This window comes from Paucibacter sp. B2R-40 (assembly GCF_025717555.1).
Lineage (GTDB): Bacteria > Pseudomonadota > Gammaproteobacteria > Burkholderiales > Burkholderiaceae_C > Paucibacter_A.
In genome coordinates this window covers 229,225-249,591 of sequence record NZ_JAJIRP010000002.1, presented here as the reverse complement: position 1 = coordinate 249,591, position 20,367 = coordinate 229,225, and the positions used below count along the sequence as shown (strand labels likewise).

Sequence of the window (20,367 nt, the reverse complement as noted above, 5' to 3'; positions counted from 1 at the left end):
TGTGAGCCCAGGAGCACCTCATGACCGAAGATCCTCGCTGCTGCGGCAGCGGCACTTGCATCATTGATCCGGCCGGGCGCTGCTGGTGTGGTCAGCAATGGGATGGGCAGAAGATGAGCCATGTACCTCCGTTACCCGCCGCGCAAGTTGGCGCGCCGGCCTCTCAACCAGGGGGCAGCGATGAACTGGCTGAATAGACTGCCCGGCTTTGACCGCTCGCCGCCCGGGCTTGAATGGGCAATCTGGCAGCGCTTGCCGCGCATTTTGTGGGTCGGCACCGCGATCCCGGGCTTGTTGGCCTTGGCCTGTTGGTGGGCCGTGCCCAGCCAGCTGACGGCTGCCGCAGAGCGTGACTTGCTGCTGACTTGCTACCGGCTGCTGGGCTTGTTGCTGCTGCACTGGACGCTGGTGCTGACACTGGGCATAGGCTGCGTCATCGTGATGGTGATGAAGGGGCCGGCCTTTGTGGCCGATGCTTACCCGCCGCCGGGGCGCGAGGCCGAGCAGGACGGGCCTTAGGCAGCGCCGAGCAATTCGCGTTCGCTGTCGTCCTTCAACGCCACGCCGCTCAGGCTGCGTCGCAAGGCCTCCCGCAGCAGCCAAGCCAGGCGTGGGGCGGCCAGCTCGGGCGTCAAACCGGCAGGGCGGATATTGCTGACGCAGTTGCGTTCGGCGTCGCTGCGGCCGATATGTGGAGCGAAGGTCAGATAGGCGCCCAGGCTGTCGGGTGAACTCAGGCCCGGCCGCTCGCCCAGCAGCATCAGCACCGCCTTGGCTCCCAGCAGCGCGCCGATCTCATCGCCCAGCGCCACGCGGGCCTGTGTGGCGATCACCAGCGGCGCCCATTTGAGGTTCTCGCTCAGCACCAACTTGAGTTGCTGAATCAGCGGCAGCGCATGCCGCTGGCTGGCGATGGCCGACAAACCGTCGCCCAACACGACGGCAAGGTCAAACGCCTGCGGCGGCAGCGCCTGCAGGCGCTCGATGCTCGCGCCGTCCAGCCGGCGCCCCAGATCGGGTCTGCGCAAATAGACCGCGCGGTTCGAGGCCTGGCTTTGTACGCTCAGGCAGGCAAAACTTTGCCCGCTCAGCTCGGCGCTCAAGGCCGCCACATCCAGCGGTGTCAACACGGCATCGCGTGCCTGCGCATGGGCGGCGCTGAAGTCCAGCAACTCGCGGGTCGGCAAGCTGGTGCCGGCACGGCCTATGCCGATGCGGGCCGGGGTGTGACGGCGTAGTTCGGCCCAAGGGTCGAGCGTGATGTCGAGCTTCATGCCATGCCGCCAATTTTGCCGCTTAGCGAATCGGCCAGCAGGGCCGCCCCACTCGAGGCCGGCAGCAGACTGCCCTGGCCATCGGTGATGCCCATGCCGTGCAGCCAAAGCTCGAACTCGGGCGCGCGTTTGAGGCCCAGCAACTTGCGCACGAACAGCGCGTCATGAAACGAGGTGCTCTGGTAGTTCAGCATCACATCATCAGCGCCCGGCACGCCCATCATGAAGTTCAGGCCGGCGCTGGCCAGCAGCACCAGCAAATTGTCCATATCGTCCTGGTCGGCCTCGGCATGGTTGGTGTAGCAGATGTCGCAGCCCATCGGCAGGCCCAGCAACTTGCCGCAAAAATGATCCTCCAGACCGGCGCGGATGATTTGCTTGCCGTCGAACAAATACTCCGGGCCGATGAAACCGACCACCGTGTTGACCAAGAGCGGCTTGTAGCGGCGCGCCACTGCATAGGCGCGCGCTTCCATCGTCTGCTGGTCCACACCGTGATGCGCGTTGGCCGACAAGGCGCTGCCCTGGCCGGTCTCGAAATACATCACATGCTCACCGCCGCGCCGCAGCGACAGCGCCGCCGCATGCGCTTCGTCCAGCAGCGCCAGATCGATGCCGAAGCTGCGGTTCGCCGCCTCACTGCCGGCCACCGACTGGAACACCAGATCGACTGGCGCGCCTTGTTCAATCGCTTGCAGCGTGTTCGTCACATGCGTGAGCACGCAGCTCTGCGTCGGGATCTGGTGGCGCTGGATCAACTCGTCCAGCAAGTACAGCAGCCGCGTCATCGCGGCCACGCTGTCGGCCGCCGGGTTGATGCCGATGACGGCGTCACCGGCGCCATACATCAGACCGTCCAGGATGCTGGCGACGATGCCGGCCGGGCTGTCGGTCGGGTGGTTCGGTTGCAGCCGCACCGCCAAGTGGCCGGTCAGGCCCAGCGTCGAGCGAAAGCGGGTGACGACGCGGCAGCGGCTCGCGACCAGCATCAGGTCCTGGTTGCGCATCAGCTTGCTGACCGCCGCCACCATCTCGGGCGTCAAGCCCGGCGCCAAGGCGCTCAGCGCGGCCGGCGTGGCGGCGTCCGACAGCAGCCAGTCGCGCAAAGCCCCGACGCTCAACTGCGCGATCGGCGCAAACGCCACCGCGTCATGGCTGTCAATGATCAGCCGGCTGACCTGATCGACTTCATAGGGAATCAGCAGCTGGTTCAAGAACAGCCCCAGCGGCACCTCGGCCAGCGCCCGGCAAGCGGCCACGCGCTCTTGCGCGCTCGCGGCCGCCAAGCCCGCCAACTGATCGCCAGAGCGGGCCGGTGAGGCCTTGGCGAGCAGCTCGCGCAGATCGGCGAAACGGTAGTTGAGCGCGCCGACCGCCGCTTGGAAGCCCATCGCCAGAATCGGCTTACCAGCCGCCGATATTGGGCATCGAGATCCAGGGCTCGGCGGCAGCCAGCGCCGGGCCGTCTTGCAGCAGCTCGACCGAGATCAAGTCGGGCGAGCGTACAAACGCCATGCGGCCATCACGCGGCGGGCGCACCACCACCACGCCGTGATCCAGCAGGCGCTGGCAGGCGGCGTAGATGTCGGGCACGGCAAAGGCCAGATGGCCGAAATTGCGCCCGCCGGTGTAGGCCTCGCTCTTGCCATCGGCGTCCGGCCAGTTGTAGGTCAGCTCGACCTGCGGCTGATATTTGCCGGCCTCATCGCCCGGTGCCGCCAGATAGACCAAGGTGAAACGGCCGGCCTCGTACTCGCTGCGGCGCACCTCGACCATGCCGAGCGCATCGCGGTAGAACTTCATCGAGGCGTCGAGGTCGGTGACGCGGACCATTGTGTGCAAATACTTCATGGGGGTGGTGTGCTGGCAGTGGAAATTGACCCGAATGTAGCGCTTTCTTTTGTCCTTTTCGTGGCCGGTTCTTTTTCATGAATGCCCAGCAGCAGACCCAGCGAAGGCGGCAGGCGCCGGGCCAGCAAGTAGCCCAAGGCACTGATCGCGAAGGTCAGCGCGATCAGCAGCGGCGCCTCTATCGCGGGCAGCAGATCCAGCGGCAGCAGCGCTTGCGTCAGCAAAATGATGACGGTCTGGTGCAGGATGTAGACACAGAACACCGCGCTGCTCAGGCGCCGGCGCCAGGCGCTGTCGAAGTTCAGCCAGCGGCGCGCAAAGCCGCAGGCCGCCAAGATGGCCCACCATTGCATGCCGCCCCAGAGCAGCCGGGTCGTCAGGCGCAGCAGATAGGGCGGATCAAAGTCGGCATAGTGGCTGAAATAGGCTTGCAGCAGACCCCAGGCCGCCAAGGCCAGCATCAGCGCCGGCCAGCGCAGGCGGGCGATCGCATCCCAGAGGCGCTCATCGTTAGCGCTGCCGCGCATGCACAGCAGGCCGAGCAGGAAAACGCTCAGGTATTGAGCGTGGTTGTACCAGTCCCAGACCAGATTATTCGTGCCCTCAAACTGCACCAGCGTCAGACGCGCCAGCATCAAGGGCAGGGCCAGTCCGAGCATGATGGCGGCCGGGCCGCTGGTGGATATTCTTGCGCCCAGGCGGTCAAGCAAGGACGGCGCCAAGCGCAGCAAGCCCCAGGCCAGCACCGTGTAGATCCAGAGGTAGAGTAAAAACCAGAGGTGATTCCACGTCGGCAGGCTGAGGCATTTGCGCACGCCTTCTTCCAGCCGGCAAAAGTTCGGATCATGGGACAGGTAGTGCGGCATGAAGTCCAGGTAGCTGCCTGCAAAGCCCAACTTTTGGACCACTTCGAAATAGGACTGCGGCGGCACGATCACCAGCATGCCGAACAAGAGCGGCCACAGCAGCCTGGCGCTGCGCTGCTTGAGCAGGCCAGCCCTGCTGCCGGTGCTTTCCCTGCGCAACATTGCCTGGGTGGCCGCCCCCGAGATGAAGAACAGCAGCGCCATGCGCCAGGGTGAACTCAACATCATCAGCGGTTCGATGGCGCTGACGATATGGCTGCTTTTGACATGCCAGCCCCAGCTGACGTAATACATGCCGACGTGATACAGCACCAGCAAGCCGAAGGCGAGGATGCGCAGCCAGTCGAGGAAGAACAGGCGCTGGGCCGGCGTTGCCGCCACCGGGCAGCTTGGGGGAGGGATGTTGTTCATGCCGCCAGCATCGCCGCCGGCCAAGGCCCCGGCAAGCCGGATGGGGCGAGCCGGATCAGGCCTGGGGCGAGTTGGCGCGGTGATGCCCGCAAGCGCTCAGCGCAGCGCCTCGATCGGCTGCAGCGCCAGCGCCAGCCGCAGATGCCGCAGCGCCGCCAAGGCGGTGATGAGCAGGGTTAGCAAGGCAGCCACCAGCAGCGGCAGGGCCAGGCCCGCGCCCAAGCCGATGCGGTCGACAAAGTCCTCCAGATACGTAAAGCCCAGCCAACCGGCCAGCGGCAGGCCGATCAGCCCGGCCAGCGCCAAGGGCAGCGCAAACTCGGCCGCCACCTCGCGGGCGATGTCACCATGGCCGGCGCCATGCAGGCGGCGCAAGACCAGTTCGGTGCGACGCCGGCGCAGGGTGTCGGCCACCAAGGCATAGGCGCCCAGCATGGCCACACCGACGGCCAGCAGCGCCACCGCGCCGAGCAGCCATGTCAGCAACTGCTCCAGGTGATAGACCCTGGCGCGCTGTTCGTCGGCGGTCCAGATCAGATGGGCCAGCGGCGGGCCATGGCTCTTCCAGACTTCTTCCAGCGCTGCGCGCAGCGCCACCGGATCGGGGCCGTAGACGGTCAAATCCCATTGCGGCGCATCGCTGAGCAAAAAGCCTTGCGGCCGGGCGGCGTCGCGGGCCGACTCCTGTTTGATGTCGGTCACCACCGCCAGCACCCGGCGCTGCTCTTGGCCCTGCGTGGCCAAGTCGCCGCCGCCGCGCAGCACCGCGCCCACCGCGTCCTGAGGTGCCGCAAAGCCCAGCAGGCGCGCCGCCTTGGCGTCGATCACCAAGCGGCCGTCGCCGCTGCCGCTGCGCGGGTCGCCCGCCAGGACCTTGATGCCATAGGTGTCGAAAAAACTCGGTGAGGCCACGGTCATGCGCAGCATTTGCTTGGCGCCTTGCGGGCCTATATGCAGCTCGCTCGGGCCGTCGGTATCCATGGCCGGGCGGGCCGAGCTGAAGGCGAAATGCGTGATGGCCGGATGCTGACGCAGGCCGGCGGCAAACGCGTCCATCGGCGGCACAAAGTCGCGCTCGACGATGGCGCTCAGGATCAGGCGGTTCTCGGTCGCGATGCCGCGATCCGCGTGGACCATATGCCGGTGCTGCAAGCTCAGCACGCCGGTCAGGGCCAGCAGCAGCAGCGCACCGCTCAGTTGCAGCGTCAGCAGACCCTGGCGGATGCGCCGCCCCCAAGGCCCTTCGCTGGCCGTTCGCCCTTGCAGCGCAGCAGCGGGCACTTGGCGCAGCGCCATGGCGGCCGGCAGCGCCAGGGTCAAGGGCAAGAGCAGCAGCACCGCCAGCCCCAAGCCCGCCAGCACCGGCATTGGCAAGGCATCAACAATCGGCCGCTCGGCGCTCAGGCCCAGCCAGTCGGCCACCGCCGGGGCCAGCCACCAGACCAGCAAAGCGGCGCCGGCGGCGCTCAGCAGCAGCGCGAGCAGGGTCTCCATGCTCCACAGCCGCAGCAAATCGGCGCCGGTGGCGCCCAGGCTGCGGCGCAACGCGGTTTCGCGCCGGCGCTGCAGCAGCTGCGCCGCCTGCAGATTCATGCTGTTGATCGCGGCCAGCATGAAGAGCAGCGCGCTGGCGGCGCCCAAGGCGCTGAGCAGGTCCCAGATCATCGGCTGGCCTTCGAGCGGCAATTGCGCCAGCGTCAGCGCGCGGAAATCGGCGGCCTTCTTGCTGGGGCTTTTTTCCAGCCACTCGGGCGGCAGCTTGGCATACAGCGGATGGGCCCGGTAGGCCTGCTCCAGCAGTGGCGCCAGTTGCTCCGGCGTGGCGCCCGGCCGCAGGCGGGCGTAGATCTGCGCATTGCCTTGGTGGATGCTTTGCAGCGCCTGCGGGCTGTCAATGATGCCGCCGCGGAAATCGCTGCCGACCAGCTCGAAGCTGACCATTGCCTCATGCGCCGCGTTCAGGCTGCTGCGCCCGTCAATGGCCGGCATCACCGCCGTCACCTGATAGGCCTTGCCGCGGCATTCGACGCTGCGGCCGATGGCCTGCGCCAACGGCAGCTCGCCCCACAGCTTGCGCACCAAATTGGGCGTTAGCGCAATGGCGTCTTGGCGGCGCAGCGTCGCCTCCAGATCACCGTGCAAGGCCTTGATGCCCAGCAGCGGCACCAGCTCCGGGTCGGCCGCCAGCACCCGCACCACCTCCAGGCGGTCCTGCCCATCGGCATTCATATGCAGCGTGAAGCCCTCGCTGCTGCTGCGGCTGAGCAGGTCCAGCGGCAGGCCACGAGTCTTGAGCAGCGGCACCAGGCCTGCCGGCGCGGCCAGCTGCCAATGCGGATCCTCACCGGGCGGATGCGGCATAAAGTCCAGCATCACCACCCGCTCGGGTTCGGGCACGCTGGGGTCGATGGCCGCGCGTGACAGCGCCAGCACCGCCACCAGAGCACAAGCTGCCATCGCCAACAGCATGCCGCCGCTGCTGACCCGCGTGGCCGCACCGCGCTGCAGCAGACCGCCCCAGGCCTCTTTCAACAGGGTCAGCTTCATGCGAACTGCTCCGCGTGAGCGTCCACCAACACCCGGCCATCGAGCAAGCGCACGGTGCGTGAGGCCAAGGCCGCATGCTCGGGGCTGTGGGTCACCATCACCAGGGTCGTGCCTTCCTCATTCAGCTCGCGCAGCAGCTGCATCACTTCCTGGCCATGCGCGCTGTCGAGGTTGCCGGTCGGCTCGTCGGCCAGCAGCAAGGCCGGGCGGGCGGCGATGGCGCGGGCGATCGCCACGCGCTGCTGCTGGCCGCCGCTGAGTTGGCTGGGGCGGTGCGCGGCGCGGTGGCTCAGGCCCAGGCGCTGCAGCACCTCAGCCGCCCGCTCGCGCTGCGCGGCGGCCGGCAGCAGGCCGTAGCGCAGCGCCAGTTGCACGTTGTCATGCACGCTCAGCTCGTCAACCAGATTGAAACTCTGGAACACAAAGCCGATGCGGCCGCGCCGGATGGCGGCCAGCTCGCGCGCGCTCTTGCGCGTCACATCCTCGCCCTCCAGTCGGTAGACGCCGCTGCTGGGCCGGTCCAGCAGGCCCAGCAGGCCCAGCAAGGTCGACTTGCCGCAGCCCGAAGGCCCGGTGATGGCCACGTATTCGCCCGCTTCGATGCGCAGGTCGATCGCGTTCAGGGCGGTGGTTTCGACGTCACCGGCACGGTGGCGTTTACTCAATTGGCTCAGTTCAATCATGGCGGGCGGTTTATTGAAAAGGGTGAATCAGGCTGGGCAGCATCGCGTTTGTGCAGCCGGCCGCCAAGCCCCCTGTCCGCTATCGAACACCTCTATGGTGCTGGCCCGCCTGATGCTGCGAAACTGCGGGCCGTGAATGCTGAAGAACACCTCCGCCCTGACCACAAGATCTTGCTGCTCGACGACGACCCCGGCGTCGGCCTGGCCGCGCAATTGCTGCTGCAGCGGCGCGTGGCACCCATCACTTGCCTGCGCCGACCGGCCGAGCTGATGGCCGTGCTGGACAAGCTGCGGCCCAGCTTGTTGTTGCTGGACTTGAACTTCGGCCCCGGTCGCACCGAAGGCGCGCAGGGCCTGCAATTGCTGGCCGAGGTGCAGGCGCGCGTGCTGCCGCCGGTGGTGGTGGTGATGACCGCCTATGCCGATATCGAGCTGGCCGTGCAGGCGCTGCGGCGCGGTGCCTTTGATTTCATCACCAAGCCCTGGGACAACGTCCGTTTGATCGCAACTTGCCGCGAGGCCTTGCAGCGCGCTGGGCAAGGCAAGCGGGCCGCCGAGGCGCCCATGCCGCTGCCGGCTTTCGAGGCGGCCGAGCCGGCCCGCTCACTCGCCGCGCAAGAGCGCGCCGCTTTGCTGGCCGCGATGGCCGCAGCCGAAGGCAATCTCAGCGCTGCGGCGCGCACGCTGGGCTTGTCGCGCGCGGCGCTCTATCGGCGGCTGGACAAACATGGGCTTTGAATGGGTGCGCCTGCTGTTGCTGGCCGCTTGTTGGCTGGCCAGCGGTGCCTTGGCCCGCCAGGCCGGAGCCGATGCACGCGTCTGGCTTGGCGCGGGTTTATTGTTCCTGGGCGGCTTGGCGCTGGCCTGGCCGCTGGCCAAGGCCAGTGCCAAGCAGCGGCTGCGGCCGCAGCTTTTGCCGGCCGAGTCGCTGGAACCCGCAAGGCCGGCGGACGCCCAAAAGCTCGCGCTCTTGCAGGCTCAGTTCGAGCATTTGCCGGTGGCGGCTTGGTGCTTGAGCGGCGAGGGCAAGCTGCAAGCCTTGAGCAGCCGGGCGCGCCGCTTGGGCGCGCCCGGTGGCGTGCGTGAGCCCGCCGCGCTGCACCAGTTGCTGCGTTCGGCCGCGCGCAGCGGGCCGCAATTGCTGGACACCGAGCGCGGCAGCGAACGCTGGGCCTTGCAGCGCCAGAGCCTGAACCTGGACGGGCAGGCGCAGACGCTGCTGGTGCTGGTGCCGCTGGAGAGTGAGCTGGAGGGTGAGTCCTTGCTGGCCTGGCAACAGCTGGTGCAAGTGTTGACGCATGAAATCATGAACTCGCTCACCCCGATCAAGAGCCTCAGCCAGACCGCACAAATGCTGCTGGACGAGCGCCCCTTGGTCGAGGCTGAGTTGCGCCTGGCTTTGGACGGCATCGGGCATAGAGCCGAGGGCTTGTCCAGCTTTGTGGCCACCTACCGCCGGGTCAGCCAATGGCCGGCGCCGCAGCTGGCGCCGGTCGACCTGAGCGTCTTGTTCCAGCGCCTGGCGCTGGCCTCGGCCTGGGCAGCGCGTGGCGCTGAGTTCAATATCGAGGTGAGTGAACCAGGCCTGCGTTTGCTGGCCGATGAGGCGCAGCTGGAGCAGGCGCTGCTGGCGCTGATCAGCAATGCGGCGGCGGCGACCGCCGAGTTGGCCCTGCCGCGCCTGTGGTTGCAAGCGCGCCAGGGTCGCGGCGGGCGCCTGCAGATCACGGTGCGCGACAACGGCCCGGGTGTGCCGCCGGGGCTGGAGCGCAAGATCTTCCTGCCATTTTTCAGCGCGCGCGAAGGCGGCCAAGGCATTGGCCTGACCGTGGTGCGGCAACTGGTGCACGGCATGGGTGGGCGGGTGCGCCATGTGCGGCCGCTGGAGGGGGGCGCGGCCTTTGTCCTGAGTTTTTGATGAGGCCCCGAACTGCCCGGCTTTTCCTGCAAAAGATCAGGGCCTTGTTGCGCGACCATGTCATGCTGGCCAAATTTGCTACGACAAGGCGCACAGCCTCTAAACTGGCTGCGGCCCGGCGACAGATTTTTGACAAGGTGCAAGCTTGACGATGCAATCCCCAGGACGCGGCGACACCCAAGTTCAGCCACCGCAAGCAAGTGCTGGGCAACTGCTTGCGAGTGCGCCTGGGCCACAAGTTTCGGGGCGCGGCAAGTATGGTTTGATCGCGGCGATATTGCTGCTTGGCTTTGCCCTGACCTACGGCCTGGCGGCCAATCAGCAGGCGGAAGAATTGCACGACGCGCAGGCTCGTTTTGAGCGTTTGTCGGAGCGCATTCATCAGGAAATTGAGCGTCGTTTGCGCCAGCCGATCTACGGCATGAAAGGCGCACGCGGCGTCTTTGCGGCCAGCGTCAAGGTTGAGCGCAGCGAATTCAGGGCATATGTGGCCTCGCGTCAGATGGCGACCGAATTCCCGGGCGTGCGCGGCTTTGGCTTTATCGAGCGGGTCATGCGCGCGCAACTGCCGGCCTTTATTGCCGCAGCGCGGCTGGATGGTGCGCCTGACTTTGAGGTCCACAGCAGCGGCGACGAGGCCGATCTCTTCGTCGTCAAATACATCGAGCCGCTCGAACACAACCGACAGGCCTTGGGTTTTGACGTCGGCCAGGAGGCCATACGCCGTGAAGCGGTAGAGCGCGCACTGCACAGTGGCACCGAAACGCTCAGTGGCCGCATCATGCTGATCCAAGACGAGAAGCATCAGTCAAGCTTCTTGCTTTTGTTGCCGATCTATCAGCGCGGCGCGGAGCTGCAAACCGAGGCTCAGCGCGAGAAGGCTTTGCGGGGCTTGATCTACGCACCCATCGTGGCGGCCGAATTGATGAGCGGTGTGGCCGAAGTCGCCGAGCAATTGCTGGCATTCGAGCTGTGGGACAGCCCAAGCGACGAGACCCCTATCCTGGCCTACCGTTCTGGCGAGGAACCGGGCGAGGACCCGGGCGAGGCCATGCCGGCGGCTGCCGCCGAGGGCGCTGCCAAGCAACTGGCGGCCAAACCGCGCTTCAAGGCCGCACGTGAGTTCGCATTTGCGGGTCGCAATTTGCGCGTACTGACCCAAAGCACGCCCGAGTTCGACCGGTCGGCGGATTCGGACTCACTGCTTTTGGTCGGTGCCGGTGGCACGCTGTTGACCTTGTTGCTGGCATTCTCCGCCTGGCTTTTAATCTCCGGGCGAGACCGCGCCGAGGCCAAGGCCGGGGCGATGACCGCCGACCTTGAGCGCCTGGCCCGGGTGGCGCGCGGCACCAGCAATGCGGTGATTGCCAGCGATGTGCAGGGCCAAATCACTTGGGTCAATGAGGGCTTCTGCCGCATCAGTGGCTATACCGAGGCGCAGGCGCTGGGGCGTCGCTCGGCTGAACTGATGGGCAGCGCCGAACTTGAATCGCTTTGCCCGGCCGACTTGACCGAGATGGCCTCGAGTCGCACCGGCAAGCGCTGTGAGTTTCAGCGCCGCCGCCCCGACGGCGAGCTCTATTGGGTTGAGGCCGATGTGCAGCCGGTGTTTGATGTGCGCGGCCAGCATTCCGGCTTTATCGAAATCAGCCTGGACATCACCGAGCGCAAGCGCGACCAACAGGTGCTGGCCTTGGCCCTGGCCGAGAACAAGGCCCTGCTGGAGACGATTCATCAGCATGCGATCGTGTCGGTGACAGATGCCGCCGGTGTGATCATTGAGGCTAACGCCGCCTTCAGCCGCATCAGCGGCTACTCACCCGAAGAACTCTTGGGCAGCCCGCACAGCATCGTCAATTCCGGGCAGCATGGGCCCGAGTTCTGGGATGCCTTGTGGTTCAGGATTTCGTCCGGCCAGTCTTGGCATGGCGAGATCTGCAATCGCGCCAAAGATGGCCGCTTGTACTGGGTTGACAGCATCATTGCGCCGATGCTGGATGCTCAGGGGAAGATTCAGAAGTACTTCTCCATCCGCACCGACATCACCGCCGCCAAGCAGGCCACCACCGTGCTGGCCGAGCAGCAAGAGCGTCTGAACCGCATCATCGAAGGCACCAACACCGGCACCTGGGACTGGAATATCGTCACCGGTGAGTTGCGGCTGAACGAGCGCTGGGCCGAGATGCTGGGCTATGTGTTGGCCGACTTGGCGCCGGTCGATGCCAACACCTGGGTTGACAACTGCCATCCCGAAGATATGAGCAAAGCGCGCAGTTTGCTGATGCGGCATTTCTTCGGCGAGACCAGCTTTTATGAGTGCGAGCTGCGCATGCGTCACCGCGATGGCCACTGGGTCTGGGTGTTGGCGCATGGCAAGCTGTATGCGCGCACGCCCGAGGGCCAGCCGCTCTGGATAGCCGGCACGCATATGGACATCAGCGCAGCCAAGGGCGCGGCCGAGTTGCTGCAGCACAAGCAATTGGTGCTGGACCGCGCCGAGCGCTTGGCCGGCCTCGGCGCCTGGGAGCTGGACCTCGCGACCGAGGCCTTGAGCTGGTCGCCGCAAACCTACCGCTTGCATGACCTTGACCCCCACACGCACCAAGAGCCGATCACGCAAGAGCATGCGCTGTCTTATTTTTCCGCGCCCGACCGGGCCTTGTTGCAAGAGGCGATGTGCCGGGCGGTGGATGCGAGCGAGGCCTGGGATTTGAATCTGCGTTTGCAAACGGCAAAGGGGCGCATTTTGTCGGTGCGCTCGGTCGGCGAGGCGGTGTTCGACGATGGCGGCGCGATGCGCTTGGTCGGCACCTACCAAGACATGACCCAGCAGCGCTTGCTTGAAGCCGAGACCAAACGCAGCCATGCGGTCTTGCGCAATGTGCTGGAGAACCTGCCATGCGCTTTGAGCGTGTTCGACGCCGACTTGAACTTGCTCGCGCACAACCAGCAGTTTGTTGAGATGCTGGACTTCCCCGCCGCACTATTCTCCGGTCCCACAACCTCGTTCGAGAGCATCATTCGCTACAACGCCGAGCGCGGCGAATATGGCTCGGGCCTCGATATCGAGCCCACCGTCGAGCAGATCATCGAGCGCGCCCGCCACCCCAGCGTGCATCAGTTTGAGCGCCAGCGGCCCAACGGCGTCACGCTGGAAGTGCGCGGCGCGCCAATGCCGGATGGCGGCTTTGTAACGACTTATTTCGACGTCAGTGACCGCAAGCGCATGGAGGACGCGCAGCGCCGCAGCAATGAGCTGCTCAGCATCGTGCTGGAGAGCCTGCCTTGCGGGCTGACCATGGTCGATGCCGAGTTGAATATTCCGCTCTACAACCGCCGTTACGCCGAGCTGTACGGCCTGGACGAGGGCGTTTTGAGTGCTGCGCCGCTGACGGTGGAGCGCCTCGCGCGTCTTTTGGCCGAGACGGGTGAGTACGGAGGCGCCCTCAGCGTTGACGCGGCCATTGAGGCGTCTAAAGGGCGGGCCTTGGAGGCCATGGTGGCGCCGCATGTGTGGAACAGGCGCCGCCCGAACGGCCTGAGCGTAGAGATCCGCAGCAACCCGGTGCCCAGCGGCGGCTTCGTGATGACCTATATGGACGTGGGCGAGCGAGATCGGGCTGAGGCCGAGGTGCGGCGCGCCGAGGCCTTGCTGCGCGGCGCCATCGATGCGGTCAACGAGGCTTTTGTGCTCTACGGGCCCGACGACCGGCTGGTGTTCTGCAATGAGAAATACCGGCAGATGTACGCCGCCTCGGCCGACTTGATCGTGCCCGGGGCCAGCTTTGAGGAAATTATTCGCGGCGGCGCCGAGCGAGGCCAATATCGCGATGCCGAAGGGCGGATCGAGGAATGGGTGGCCGAGCGCCTGGCGATTCATCAGAGCAGTGATTCCTTGCTGGTGCAAAAGCTGGAGAGCGGCCGCTGGGTGCGGGTGATCGAGCGCAAGATGGTGGACGGCCACACGGTGGGCTTTCGCATCGACATCACCGATCTTGTGCAGGCCACCGAAGCGGCCGAAGAGGCCTCACGCTCCAAGAGCCAGTTCCTGGCCAATATGAGCCATGAGATACGCACGCCGATGAATGCCATTTTGGGCATGCTCAAGCTCTTGCAAAAGACGGAGTTGAACGTTCGTCAGCATGATTACGCCAGCAAGACCGAGGGCGCCGCGCGTTCGCTGCTGGGTTTGCTGAATGACATCTTGGACTTCTCCAAGGTCGAGGCCGGCAAGATGACACTGGACGCGCAGCCCTTCGCGCTGGAGCAGTTGTTCCGCGATCTGTCGGTGATTTTGTCGGCCAATGTCGGGGCCAAAGCGCTGGAGGTCTTGTTCGACGTCGACCCCGCCTTGCCGGCGATGGTGAACGCCGACGCGATGCGCTTGCAGCAGGTCTTGATCAATCTGGGCGGCAACGCGATCAAGTTCACCCCGCGTGGCGAGGTGGTGCTGAGTGCACGCCTGCTGGCCCGCCACGCCAATGACGTGGAGATCGAATTTGCGGTGCGTGATTCGGGCATCGGCATCGCACCCGAGCACCAGGCCAAGATCTTCTCCGGCTTCACGCAGGCCGAGGCCTCGACCACCCGGCGTTTTGGCGGCACCGGCTTAGGCCTGGCGATCAGCCAGCGCCTGGTGCAGTTGATGGGGGGGGAGTTGCTGCTGCAGAGCACGCCCGGCAAGGGCAGCTGCTTCTCCTTTCGCCTGCGCATGGCGGCCGAGGCCGCACCGGCCAGCGCAAAGCCGGGCTTGGATCAGTCGCCGCTGCGCGCCTTGATCGTTGATGACAACCCGGTCGCGCTCGATGTCTTGGGCCAAATGAGCGAAGCACTCGGCTGGCAGGTCGACCTGGCGCCGTCAGGTGCGGCCGCACTGAGCTTGCTGCAGGGCCAAGTGGATGCCGGGCGACCTTATGAAGTGGTGCTGGTCGACTGGCAGATGCCGGGCATGGATGGTTTCGAGACTGCGCAACGCATCCGCGAATTGGCCGGCGAACACGCAGGCATGCCGCTGCTCGTGATGGTGACCGCGCATGGGCGCGAGATGCTGGCCGCACGCAGCGAATCCGAACAACGTTTGTTGGACGGCTTTTTGGTCAAGCCGGTGACGGCGCTGATGCTGCAAGAAGCCGTGCAAGCCGCCCGCACCGGCGAAGCCGCTGAGCCGGTGCCGCTCAAGCCTGCGGCAGCGAGCGCAGGCGCCAAGCCCTTGCAAGGCATGCGGATCTTGGTGGTGGAAGATAACCTCAATAATCAGCAGGTCGCGCAGGAACTGCTGGAGGACGCCGGTGCACGCGTGAGCTTGGCCGACAACGGCCAAATCGGTGTCGATCTGCTACGCGCCGACGCACTTGCATTTGATATTGTGTTGATGGACATGCAGATGCCGGTGATGGACGGCTACACCGCCGCCGGACTGATTCGCACCGAGCTGGGCCTGAACAGCCTGCCGATTGTGGCGATGACGGCCAATGCGATGGCCTCCGACCGTGAAGCCTGTTTGGCCGCCGGCATGAATGAGCATGTGGGCAAGCCATTTGATCTGGAGCGCCTGGTGGCGCTGCTCTTGCGCCTGACCGGGCGGGGCGACGCCGTCACCATTGAGCCCAGCGCCAAGCCCGCGCTCAAGTTCGCCAGCCTGAGCGTGCCGGCCGAGTTGCGCGACCTGGCCACCGCACAGGGTTTTGATTTGCAGGCGGCGATGGACAGGTTCATGGGCAAGACCGAGCTGTTCCGGCGCATGGTGCGCTCCTTCACCGGCTCCGCGCTGGACTTGCCGGCGCAGCTGACCGGCATGCTGGCCGAGGCCCGCACCGAAGAAGCCGCCATGGCGCTGCACTCGTTCAAGGGCCTGGCAGCCACGCTGGGCGGCTTTCAGCTGGCCGAGTTGGGCGGCGAGGGGGAAACGGTCTTGAAGCGCGGCGACAGCCTGGGCGCGATTTGGTTGAGCGAGCTGGACCGGCATATCCAATCCGCTTGCCGAGATATGCTGCGCTTGGCCGACGATTTGTCCGCTCTGGGGCCAAAACCTGCCCTAGCCAATGCCGCGCAGTCCCCCGATGCTCAGGCTTTCAAGCTGGAACTGGGCCAATTGATGCAATTATTGAGAGATTTTGATATGGGCGCGACCGATGCGCATGCACAGTTACGTGAGCGGCATGCTGCCCTGCTCGGCGCAGGGCAGGACGCGCTGGAGGCGGCCGTGGCGGCGCTGGACTTTGAGCGCGCCCTGAGCTTGTGCGAAGCGCTGCTGGCAGAGGGCAAGGCATGACGCAGCCGCAGTATCTTGACCCGCAAGACCGCCCGCTTGACCCGCTGCAGCAGCTCGGGCGCAAGCTGCGGCTCTTGATCGTTGATGATCAGCCGGTCAATATCCAGGCGCTCTACCAGGTCTTTGCCGCTGACTATCAAGTCTTCATGGCGACTTCCGGCGCGCAGGCTTTGACAATCTGCCGCGACAAGCATCCTGATCTGGTCTTGCTGGATATCCAAATGCCGGGCATGGACGGCTACGAAGTTTGCCGCCGCATCAAGGCCGACGCCGCGCTGCAGGATTTGCCGGTGGTGTTTGTGACGGCCCACAGCGAGCCGCAAGCCGAGACTCAGGGGCTGGAGCTCGGGGCGGTGGACTTCATCTCCAAACCCTTCAGTCCGGCGGTGGTGCGGGCACGCGTCAAAACCCATCTGACGCTCAAATTGCAGGGCGACTTGCTGCGCCAGATGGTCTTCATCGACGGCCTGACCGGCGTCTACAACCGGCGCTTTTTCGATGAACGCCTGGAGCTTGAGTTTCAGCGCGCCAAGCGCAGCGGCAGCGTGCTGTCACTGCTGGTGGCCGATGTGGATTACTTCAAACGCTTCAACGATCATTACGGCCACTTGGCCGGCGACGAGGCCTTGCGCGCCGTCGCTGCCACCATGCGGGCTCAGCTGAAGCGGCCCGGCGATATGGTCAGCCGTTACGGCGGCGAAGAGTTCGCCTGCATCTTGCCCGACACCGATGCGGCCGGAGCCTTGCGTCTGGCCAGCGAGATGGATGTGGCCATCCGGGCGGCCCATATCAAGCACGCCGCTTCCGACGTGGGCGCTTATCTGACCATCAGCTTGGGTGTGGCGAGCTTTCAGCCCGATGCCGGCCGGCTGGCCGAGGAGTTGATCGTGGCCGCCGACCAACAACTCTATCTGGCCAAGTCACAAGGTCGCGGCCGGGCTTGCGGTGCTGTGATCTAGCCCGCACCCGCTTTCAGCGCAGCGCTTTGAGGCGCTTGAAGTAAAGCGTCGCATCTTGCAAATTGCCATCGGCATTGGCGTTGTAGTCCGGGATTTCGCCGGCGCGCTGCCAATCCAGATGCACGCAGACGGCTTCGGCCTGTGAGGCCGAAGGTGCCTTCAAGACCAAAAGCGTGCGCGCCTGAGCCGCCGCTGCGCACTCCAGTCTGGCCATCAACAAGCTGGCCACGCCCCGACCGCGTGCCCTGCTGTGCACCATCAAGCCCTGCACCTCCCCGCGGTGGTGCGCATTCAGGCGTGGGCACAACGACAGCTGCACCGCGCCAAGCAATTGATCGCCCGCTGTTGACTCAGAAGCAGCGCTGGCGATCCACAGGCTGTGATGGGGGCCCAGGCGGGCGAATACGCCGTGCCAATATTCCATCGCCGCGTAGCGCGACAAGGGGGCCAGAAAGCCCAGGCTGGCGCCCCGGTGCACGCCGTCAATCAATAGGTCGGCCAGCGCCGGCAACCATTGCAGGTCTTGGCTGCTCAGCTTGCGGATGCCGGCCGGGGCCAGGGCTTGAAGCTGCTTGCCGGCCTGAGCTTCGAAATTGCGCCGGCTCGGTGCCAGGGCAGAGAAAACTGAAGAAGTAGCGGAGGTGAGCATTGTTGAAGCCTTTGCATGAGGGAGCCCTGTGCCGTCTCGTGGACGGCGCTGCTGTAAACCCTAATGCAAGCCGCGTGCCAGCCTGCTAAATCTCCAAACCGGGTTCGGCCTGTAAGCGCCCATGACCGCCGCGCTTGGCTTCGTACAGCGCGGTCTCGGCGCGCCGCATCAGGTCGTCGATATTGCGGTCGCCATGGCGCAGCTTGGCCCAGCCGGCGCTGTAGTCGAGCTTGTAGCCCAGCTCTGTCTGTGAGCGAGCATTGAGCGCGCTGCGCAGGCGCAGGTCCATCGCCTGCGGGCCTTGCAACTCGCAGCGGTCCATCAAGAGGCCAAAGTTCTCCACACCGATGCGGCCGGCCAGATCGCCCAGACGCATCTGCGCCTGCACGCAACTGCTGAACAAGACCAAGGCGCGCTCGGCGCCGGCAGCGCCATGCTCGGCCTCGATAGTCTTGAAGTTGTCGATCTCCAGCAGCATCAAGGCGAGCTGCTCCTGGTGGCGCCGGGTGGCCGAAATCATATCGACCGAGCGGGCGGCAAAGGCGCGGCCGTCACTCAACCCCGTCAGCCCGTCGGTCTGCGCCAAGCGCGCCAATTCGCTCTCGGTCTCGCCGCGCCAAGCCAACACGATGGCCATAACGGCCATGCCCAAACCCCAGAGTACGCCTAGGGCCAACACGCTGTTGCTGCCGTCCGGCGCCATCAGACTGCTGGGCGTGACCCCCATCGCTGCGCTGCTGGCGCGCCACAGACAGATGATCAGCAGCGGCAAGACAGCGGCCAACAGCACCGAGCGCCAACGGCGGTTGTCAGCGCTGGGCATGGTGTTGGGCCGCGCTTTGGACAAGACGCCATGCAGCTCTGCTGCTTTGTTCGACAGCACCAGGCTCAAGACCAGCAGGCCGAGTTGCAGCGCCAACCAATACAGTGCCCAGGCGGCCCGAAAGCCGATGTCTTCAAATTGCAAGCCGTAGATCAAAGGCATCAGCAGCGGCGCAAGCAGGGCCAAGGCGCGGCCGGGGCGAGGTTTGAGCCACAGCTGCAGCGCCCACCACAAAGCACTCAGGCTGGCGCTGAAGGCCGCCATGGCCAAGCTCAAGCAAAGCCGCTCATCGCCAAAGTTCGTGGCGGCCAGCAGCAGCCAGCCCAAGGCTTGCAAGCCCATAAAGGCGTGGGCGCGTGCCGCCGCCGGGCTGGGACGCCAACCCATCAGCAGCAAAAGCAGGGCGGTCGAAGTCAGCGCCTGCAGCAGCGCCAGATTGAACAGAGTCGGGTTGTCGAAATGCATGGCGGCTCACTTCCAGGAGACATGCCATTCTCTATCCTGATTGGCAGCGCAAGCTCGGATTGGGTCAAGAATCTGAAGGCAAGTAATCGACGGACAAATATACAAAAGGGGCGAGGGCCTAGCCGCCCCTTACTGAAACGCCACCTCCGCAAAGCTACGCAGCTTGCGGCTGTGCAATTGGCTCAAGGGCCCGGCGCGCAACAGCTCAACCGTGCGCAGGCCGATGCGCAGATGCTGGTCGACGCGGGCGCGGTAAAACTGGTCGGCCATGCCGGGCAGCTTGATCTCGCCGTGCAGCGGTTTGTCGCTGACGCACAGCAAAGTGCCATAGGGCACGCGAAAGCGAAAACCATTGGCGGCGATGGTGGCACTTTCCATGTCCAGCGCGATCGCCCGGCTCTGGCTGAAGCGGCGCTCGGGGCCGCCATGGCGGTCGTTTGGCAACAACTCCCAGTTGCGGTTGTCGGTCGAGGCGACGGTGCCGGTGCGCAGGATGCGCTTGAGCTCAAAGCCGCTGAGCTGGGTCACGTCGGCCACGGCCTGCTCCAGGGCGACTTGAATCTCGGCCAGCGGCGGGATTGGCACCCACAGCGGCAGCTCTTCGTCCAGCACATGATCCTCGCGCACATAGGCATGCGCCAGCACATAGTCGCCCAGCTGCTGGCTGGTCCGCAGGCCGGCGCAATGGCCCAGCATCAGCCAGGCATGCGGGCGCAGGACGGCGATGTGGTCGCTCATGGTCTTGGCATTGGCCGGGCCGACGCCGATATTGATCATGGTGATGCCGCTGCGGTCGCGCCGGATCAGGTGAAAGGCCGGCATCTGCGGCAAACGCGGCAAAGCCGCGCCGAGCACATCCTCGGCCTCGGCGCTCAAGCCGATGCGCCGAGTTAACAAGTTACCTGGTTCGACAAAGGCAATGCAGTCATCCAGCTCATGCGGCTGGGTCGGGTCGGGCCTGCGCTGCATGAGCTCGCGCCCCATACGCACGAACTCGTCGATATAGAAAGCGTAATTGGTGAACAGCACGAAGTTCTGAAAAAATTCGGCGCGCGTGCCGGTGTAGTGGCGCAGGCGCTGCAGCGAATAGTCAACCCGTGACGCGGTGAACAGCGACAAGGGCTGGGCGGCGCCGGGGCTGAGTTCCTGCGTGCCATTGGCGATGCCGTCGTCCATCGCGGCCAGGTCGGGCAGGTCGAACAGATCGCGCAGCAGTCGGCGGCGCTCGGGCGTCAAGCTCCCTTCGAAATGTTCCTGCTCGCCCAGCGCAAAGTGCAGTGGAATCGGCTGGTTGCTGCTGCCCACCTCCAGCGCTTCGCCATGGTTGTCCAGCAGCAGCTGGAACTGCCGCAGGTTGTAGTCGGCGAAGAGATCGGGACGGGTCAGCGTGGTTTCATAGCTGCCAATGCCGTCAACAAAGCCGAAGGCCAGGCGCGAATCGGGCGGCGCGGCATGGTTGTTGGAGCGCAGGCGCAGGCGCACAAAGGGATAGCAGGCCCGCACCTTGGGCAATTCTTCGCCGGCCACAAAGCGCTGCAGTGCGGCGCGCAAATGCTGGACGCTGGCCGTATAAATCTGCTGCGCCTGCGCCAGCGCGGCGGCGGCGTCGTGGTACTGCATGGGGGCAAAAAACGGCGGGCTGAAACTCAT

General features: G+C 65.4%; 15 protein-coding genes. 6 read left to right on the top strand and 9 right to left on the bottom strand.

Features of this window, described 5'->3' with window-relative positions; genetic code table 11:
• The first annotated feature begins 20 nt into the window (after positions 1–20).
• The gene (locus LNV09_RS05055; RefSeq protein ID WP_263555992.1) at positions 21–197 is read left to right on the top strand and encodes a hypothetical protein; all 177 of its coding nucleotides are present in this window, start codon (positions 21–23) and stop codon (positions 195–197) included.
• The gene (locus LNV09_RS05050; RefSeq protein ID WP_263555991.1) at positions 181–519 is read left to right on the top strand and encodes a hypothetical protein; all 339 of its coding nucleotides are present in this window, start codon (positions 181–183) and stop codon (positions 517–519) included. The genes LNV09_RS05055 and LNV09_RS05050 overlap by 17 nt, the downstream gene beginning before the upstream one ends.
• On the opposite strand, the gene eutC is transcribed toward LNV09_RS05050, so the two are convergent.
• The 6 genes from eutC to LNV09_RS05020 all read right to left on the bottom strand — a co-directional run bounded on the left by eutC (position 516) and on the right by LNV09_RS05020 (position 7,632).
• Positions 516–1,274, bottom strand: coding sequence for an ethanolamine ammonia-lyase subunit EutC (gene eutC, locus LNV09_RS05045; protein ID WP_263555990.1), 759 nt, complete (start codon positions 1,272–1,274; stop codon positions 516–518). The two genes, LNV09_RS05050 and eutC, sit on opposite strands and share 4 nt — an antisense overlap.
• On the bottom strand, positions 1,271–2,665 hold the full coding sequence (locus LNV09_RS05040; RefSeq protein ID WP_263555989.1) for an ethanolamine ammonia-lyase subunit EutB: 1,395 nt from the start codon (positions 2,663–2,665) through the stop codon (positions 1,271–1,273). Before LNV09_RS05040 ends, eutC begins: the two co-directional genes overlap by 4 nt.
• A 13-nt stretch (positions 2,666–2,678) precedes the next feature.
• Positions 2,679–3,125: a lactoylglutathione lyase gene (locus LNV09_RS05035; protein WP_263534134.1), complete on the bottom strand. Its 447-nt coding sequence runs from the start codon at positions 3,123–3,125 to the stop codon at positions 2,679–2,681.
• Entirely contained in the window at positions 3,122–4,402 is a 1,281-nt protein-coding gene (locus tag LNV09_RS05030; RefSeq protein WP_263555988.1) for an acyltransferase family protein, read from the bottom strand. The genes LNV09_RS05035 and LNV09_RS05030 overlap by 4 nt, the downstream gene beginning before the upstream one ends.
• Positions 4,403–4,498: 96 nt before the next feature.
• Complete coding sequence (locus tag LNV09_RS05025) at positions 4,499–6,949, bottom strand: FtsX-like permease family protein (protein WP_263555987.1); 2,451 nt, start codon at positions 6,947–6,949, stop codon at positions 4,499–4,501.
• Positions 6,946–7,632 (bottom strand): ABC transporter ATP-binding protein, encoded by a 687-nt coding sequence (locus LNV09_RS05020; protein WP_263555986.1) that lies wholly within the window; start codon positions 7,630–7,632, stop codon positions 6,946–6,948. Before LNV09_RS05020 ends, LNV09_RS05025 begins: the two co-directional genes overlap by 4 nt.
• 132 nt (positions 7,633–7,764) lie before the next feature.
• Here LNV09_RS05020 and LNV09_RS05015 point away from each other — a divergent pair, with 132 nt between their 5' ends.
• The 4 genes from LNV09_RS05015 to LNV09_RS05000 all read left to right on the top strand — a co-directional run bounded on the left by LNV09_RS05015 (position 7,765) and on the right by LNV09_RS05000 (position 16,780).
• Entirely contained in the window at positions 7,765–8,370 is a 606-nt protein-coding gene (locus tag LNV09_RS05015) for a response regulator (RefSeq protein ID WP_263555985.1), read from the top strand.
• Positions 8,360–9,550, top strand: a complete 1,191-nt coding sequence (locus LNV09_RS05010) for a sensor histidine kinase (protein WP_263555984.1) — start codon at positions 8,360–8,362, stop codon at positions 9,548–9,550. Before LNV09_RS05015 ends, LNV09_RS05010 begins: the two co-directional genes overlap by 11 nt.
• Before the next feature lie 151 nt (positions 9,551–9,701).
• Complete coding sequence (locus LNV09_RS05005) at positions 9,702–15,821, top strand: PAS-domain containing protein (RefSeq protein ID WP_263556282.1); 6,120 nt, start codon at positions 9,702–9,704, stop codon at positions 15,819–15,821.
• On the top strand, positions 15,818–16,780 hold the full coding sequence (locus LNV09_RS05000; protein WP_263555983.1) for a diguanylate cyclase: 963 nt from the start codon (positions 15,818–15,820) through the stop codon (positions 16,778–16,780). Before LNV09_RS05005 ends, LNV09_RS05000 begins: the two co-directional genes overlap by 4 nt.
• A gap of 13 nt (positions 16,781–16,793) precedes the next feature.
• Here the strand turns inward: LNV09_RS05000 and LNV09_RS04995 are convergent, their stop codons facing one another.
• The 3 genes from LNV09_RS04995 to LNV09_RS04985 all read right to left on the bottom strand — a co-directional run bounded on the left by LNV09_RS04995 (position 16,794) and on the right by LNV09_RS04985 (position 20,367).
• Positions 16,794–17,429, bottom strand: a complete 636-nt coding sequence (locus tag LNV09_RS04995; protein WP_263555982.1) for a GNAT family N-acetyltransferase — start codon at positions 17,427–17,429, stop codon at positions 16,794–16,796.
• A gap of 85 nt (positions 17,430–17,514) precedes the next feature.
• A complete protein-coding gene (locus tag LNV09_RS04990; protein ID WP_263555981.1) occupies positions 17,515–18,717 on the bottom strand; it encodes a sensor domain-containing diguanylate cyclase in 1,203 nt (400 codons plus the stop codon).
• Positions 18,718–18,846: 129 nt separating this feature from the next.
• Positions 18,847–20,367, bottom strand: coding sequence for an AMP nucleosidase (locus LNV09_RS04985; RefSeq protein WP_263555980.1), 1,521 nt, complete (start codon positions 20,365–20,367; stop codon positions 18,847–18,849).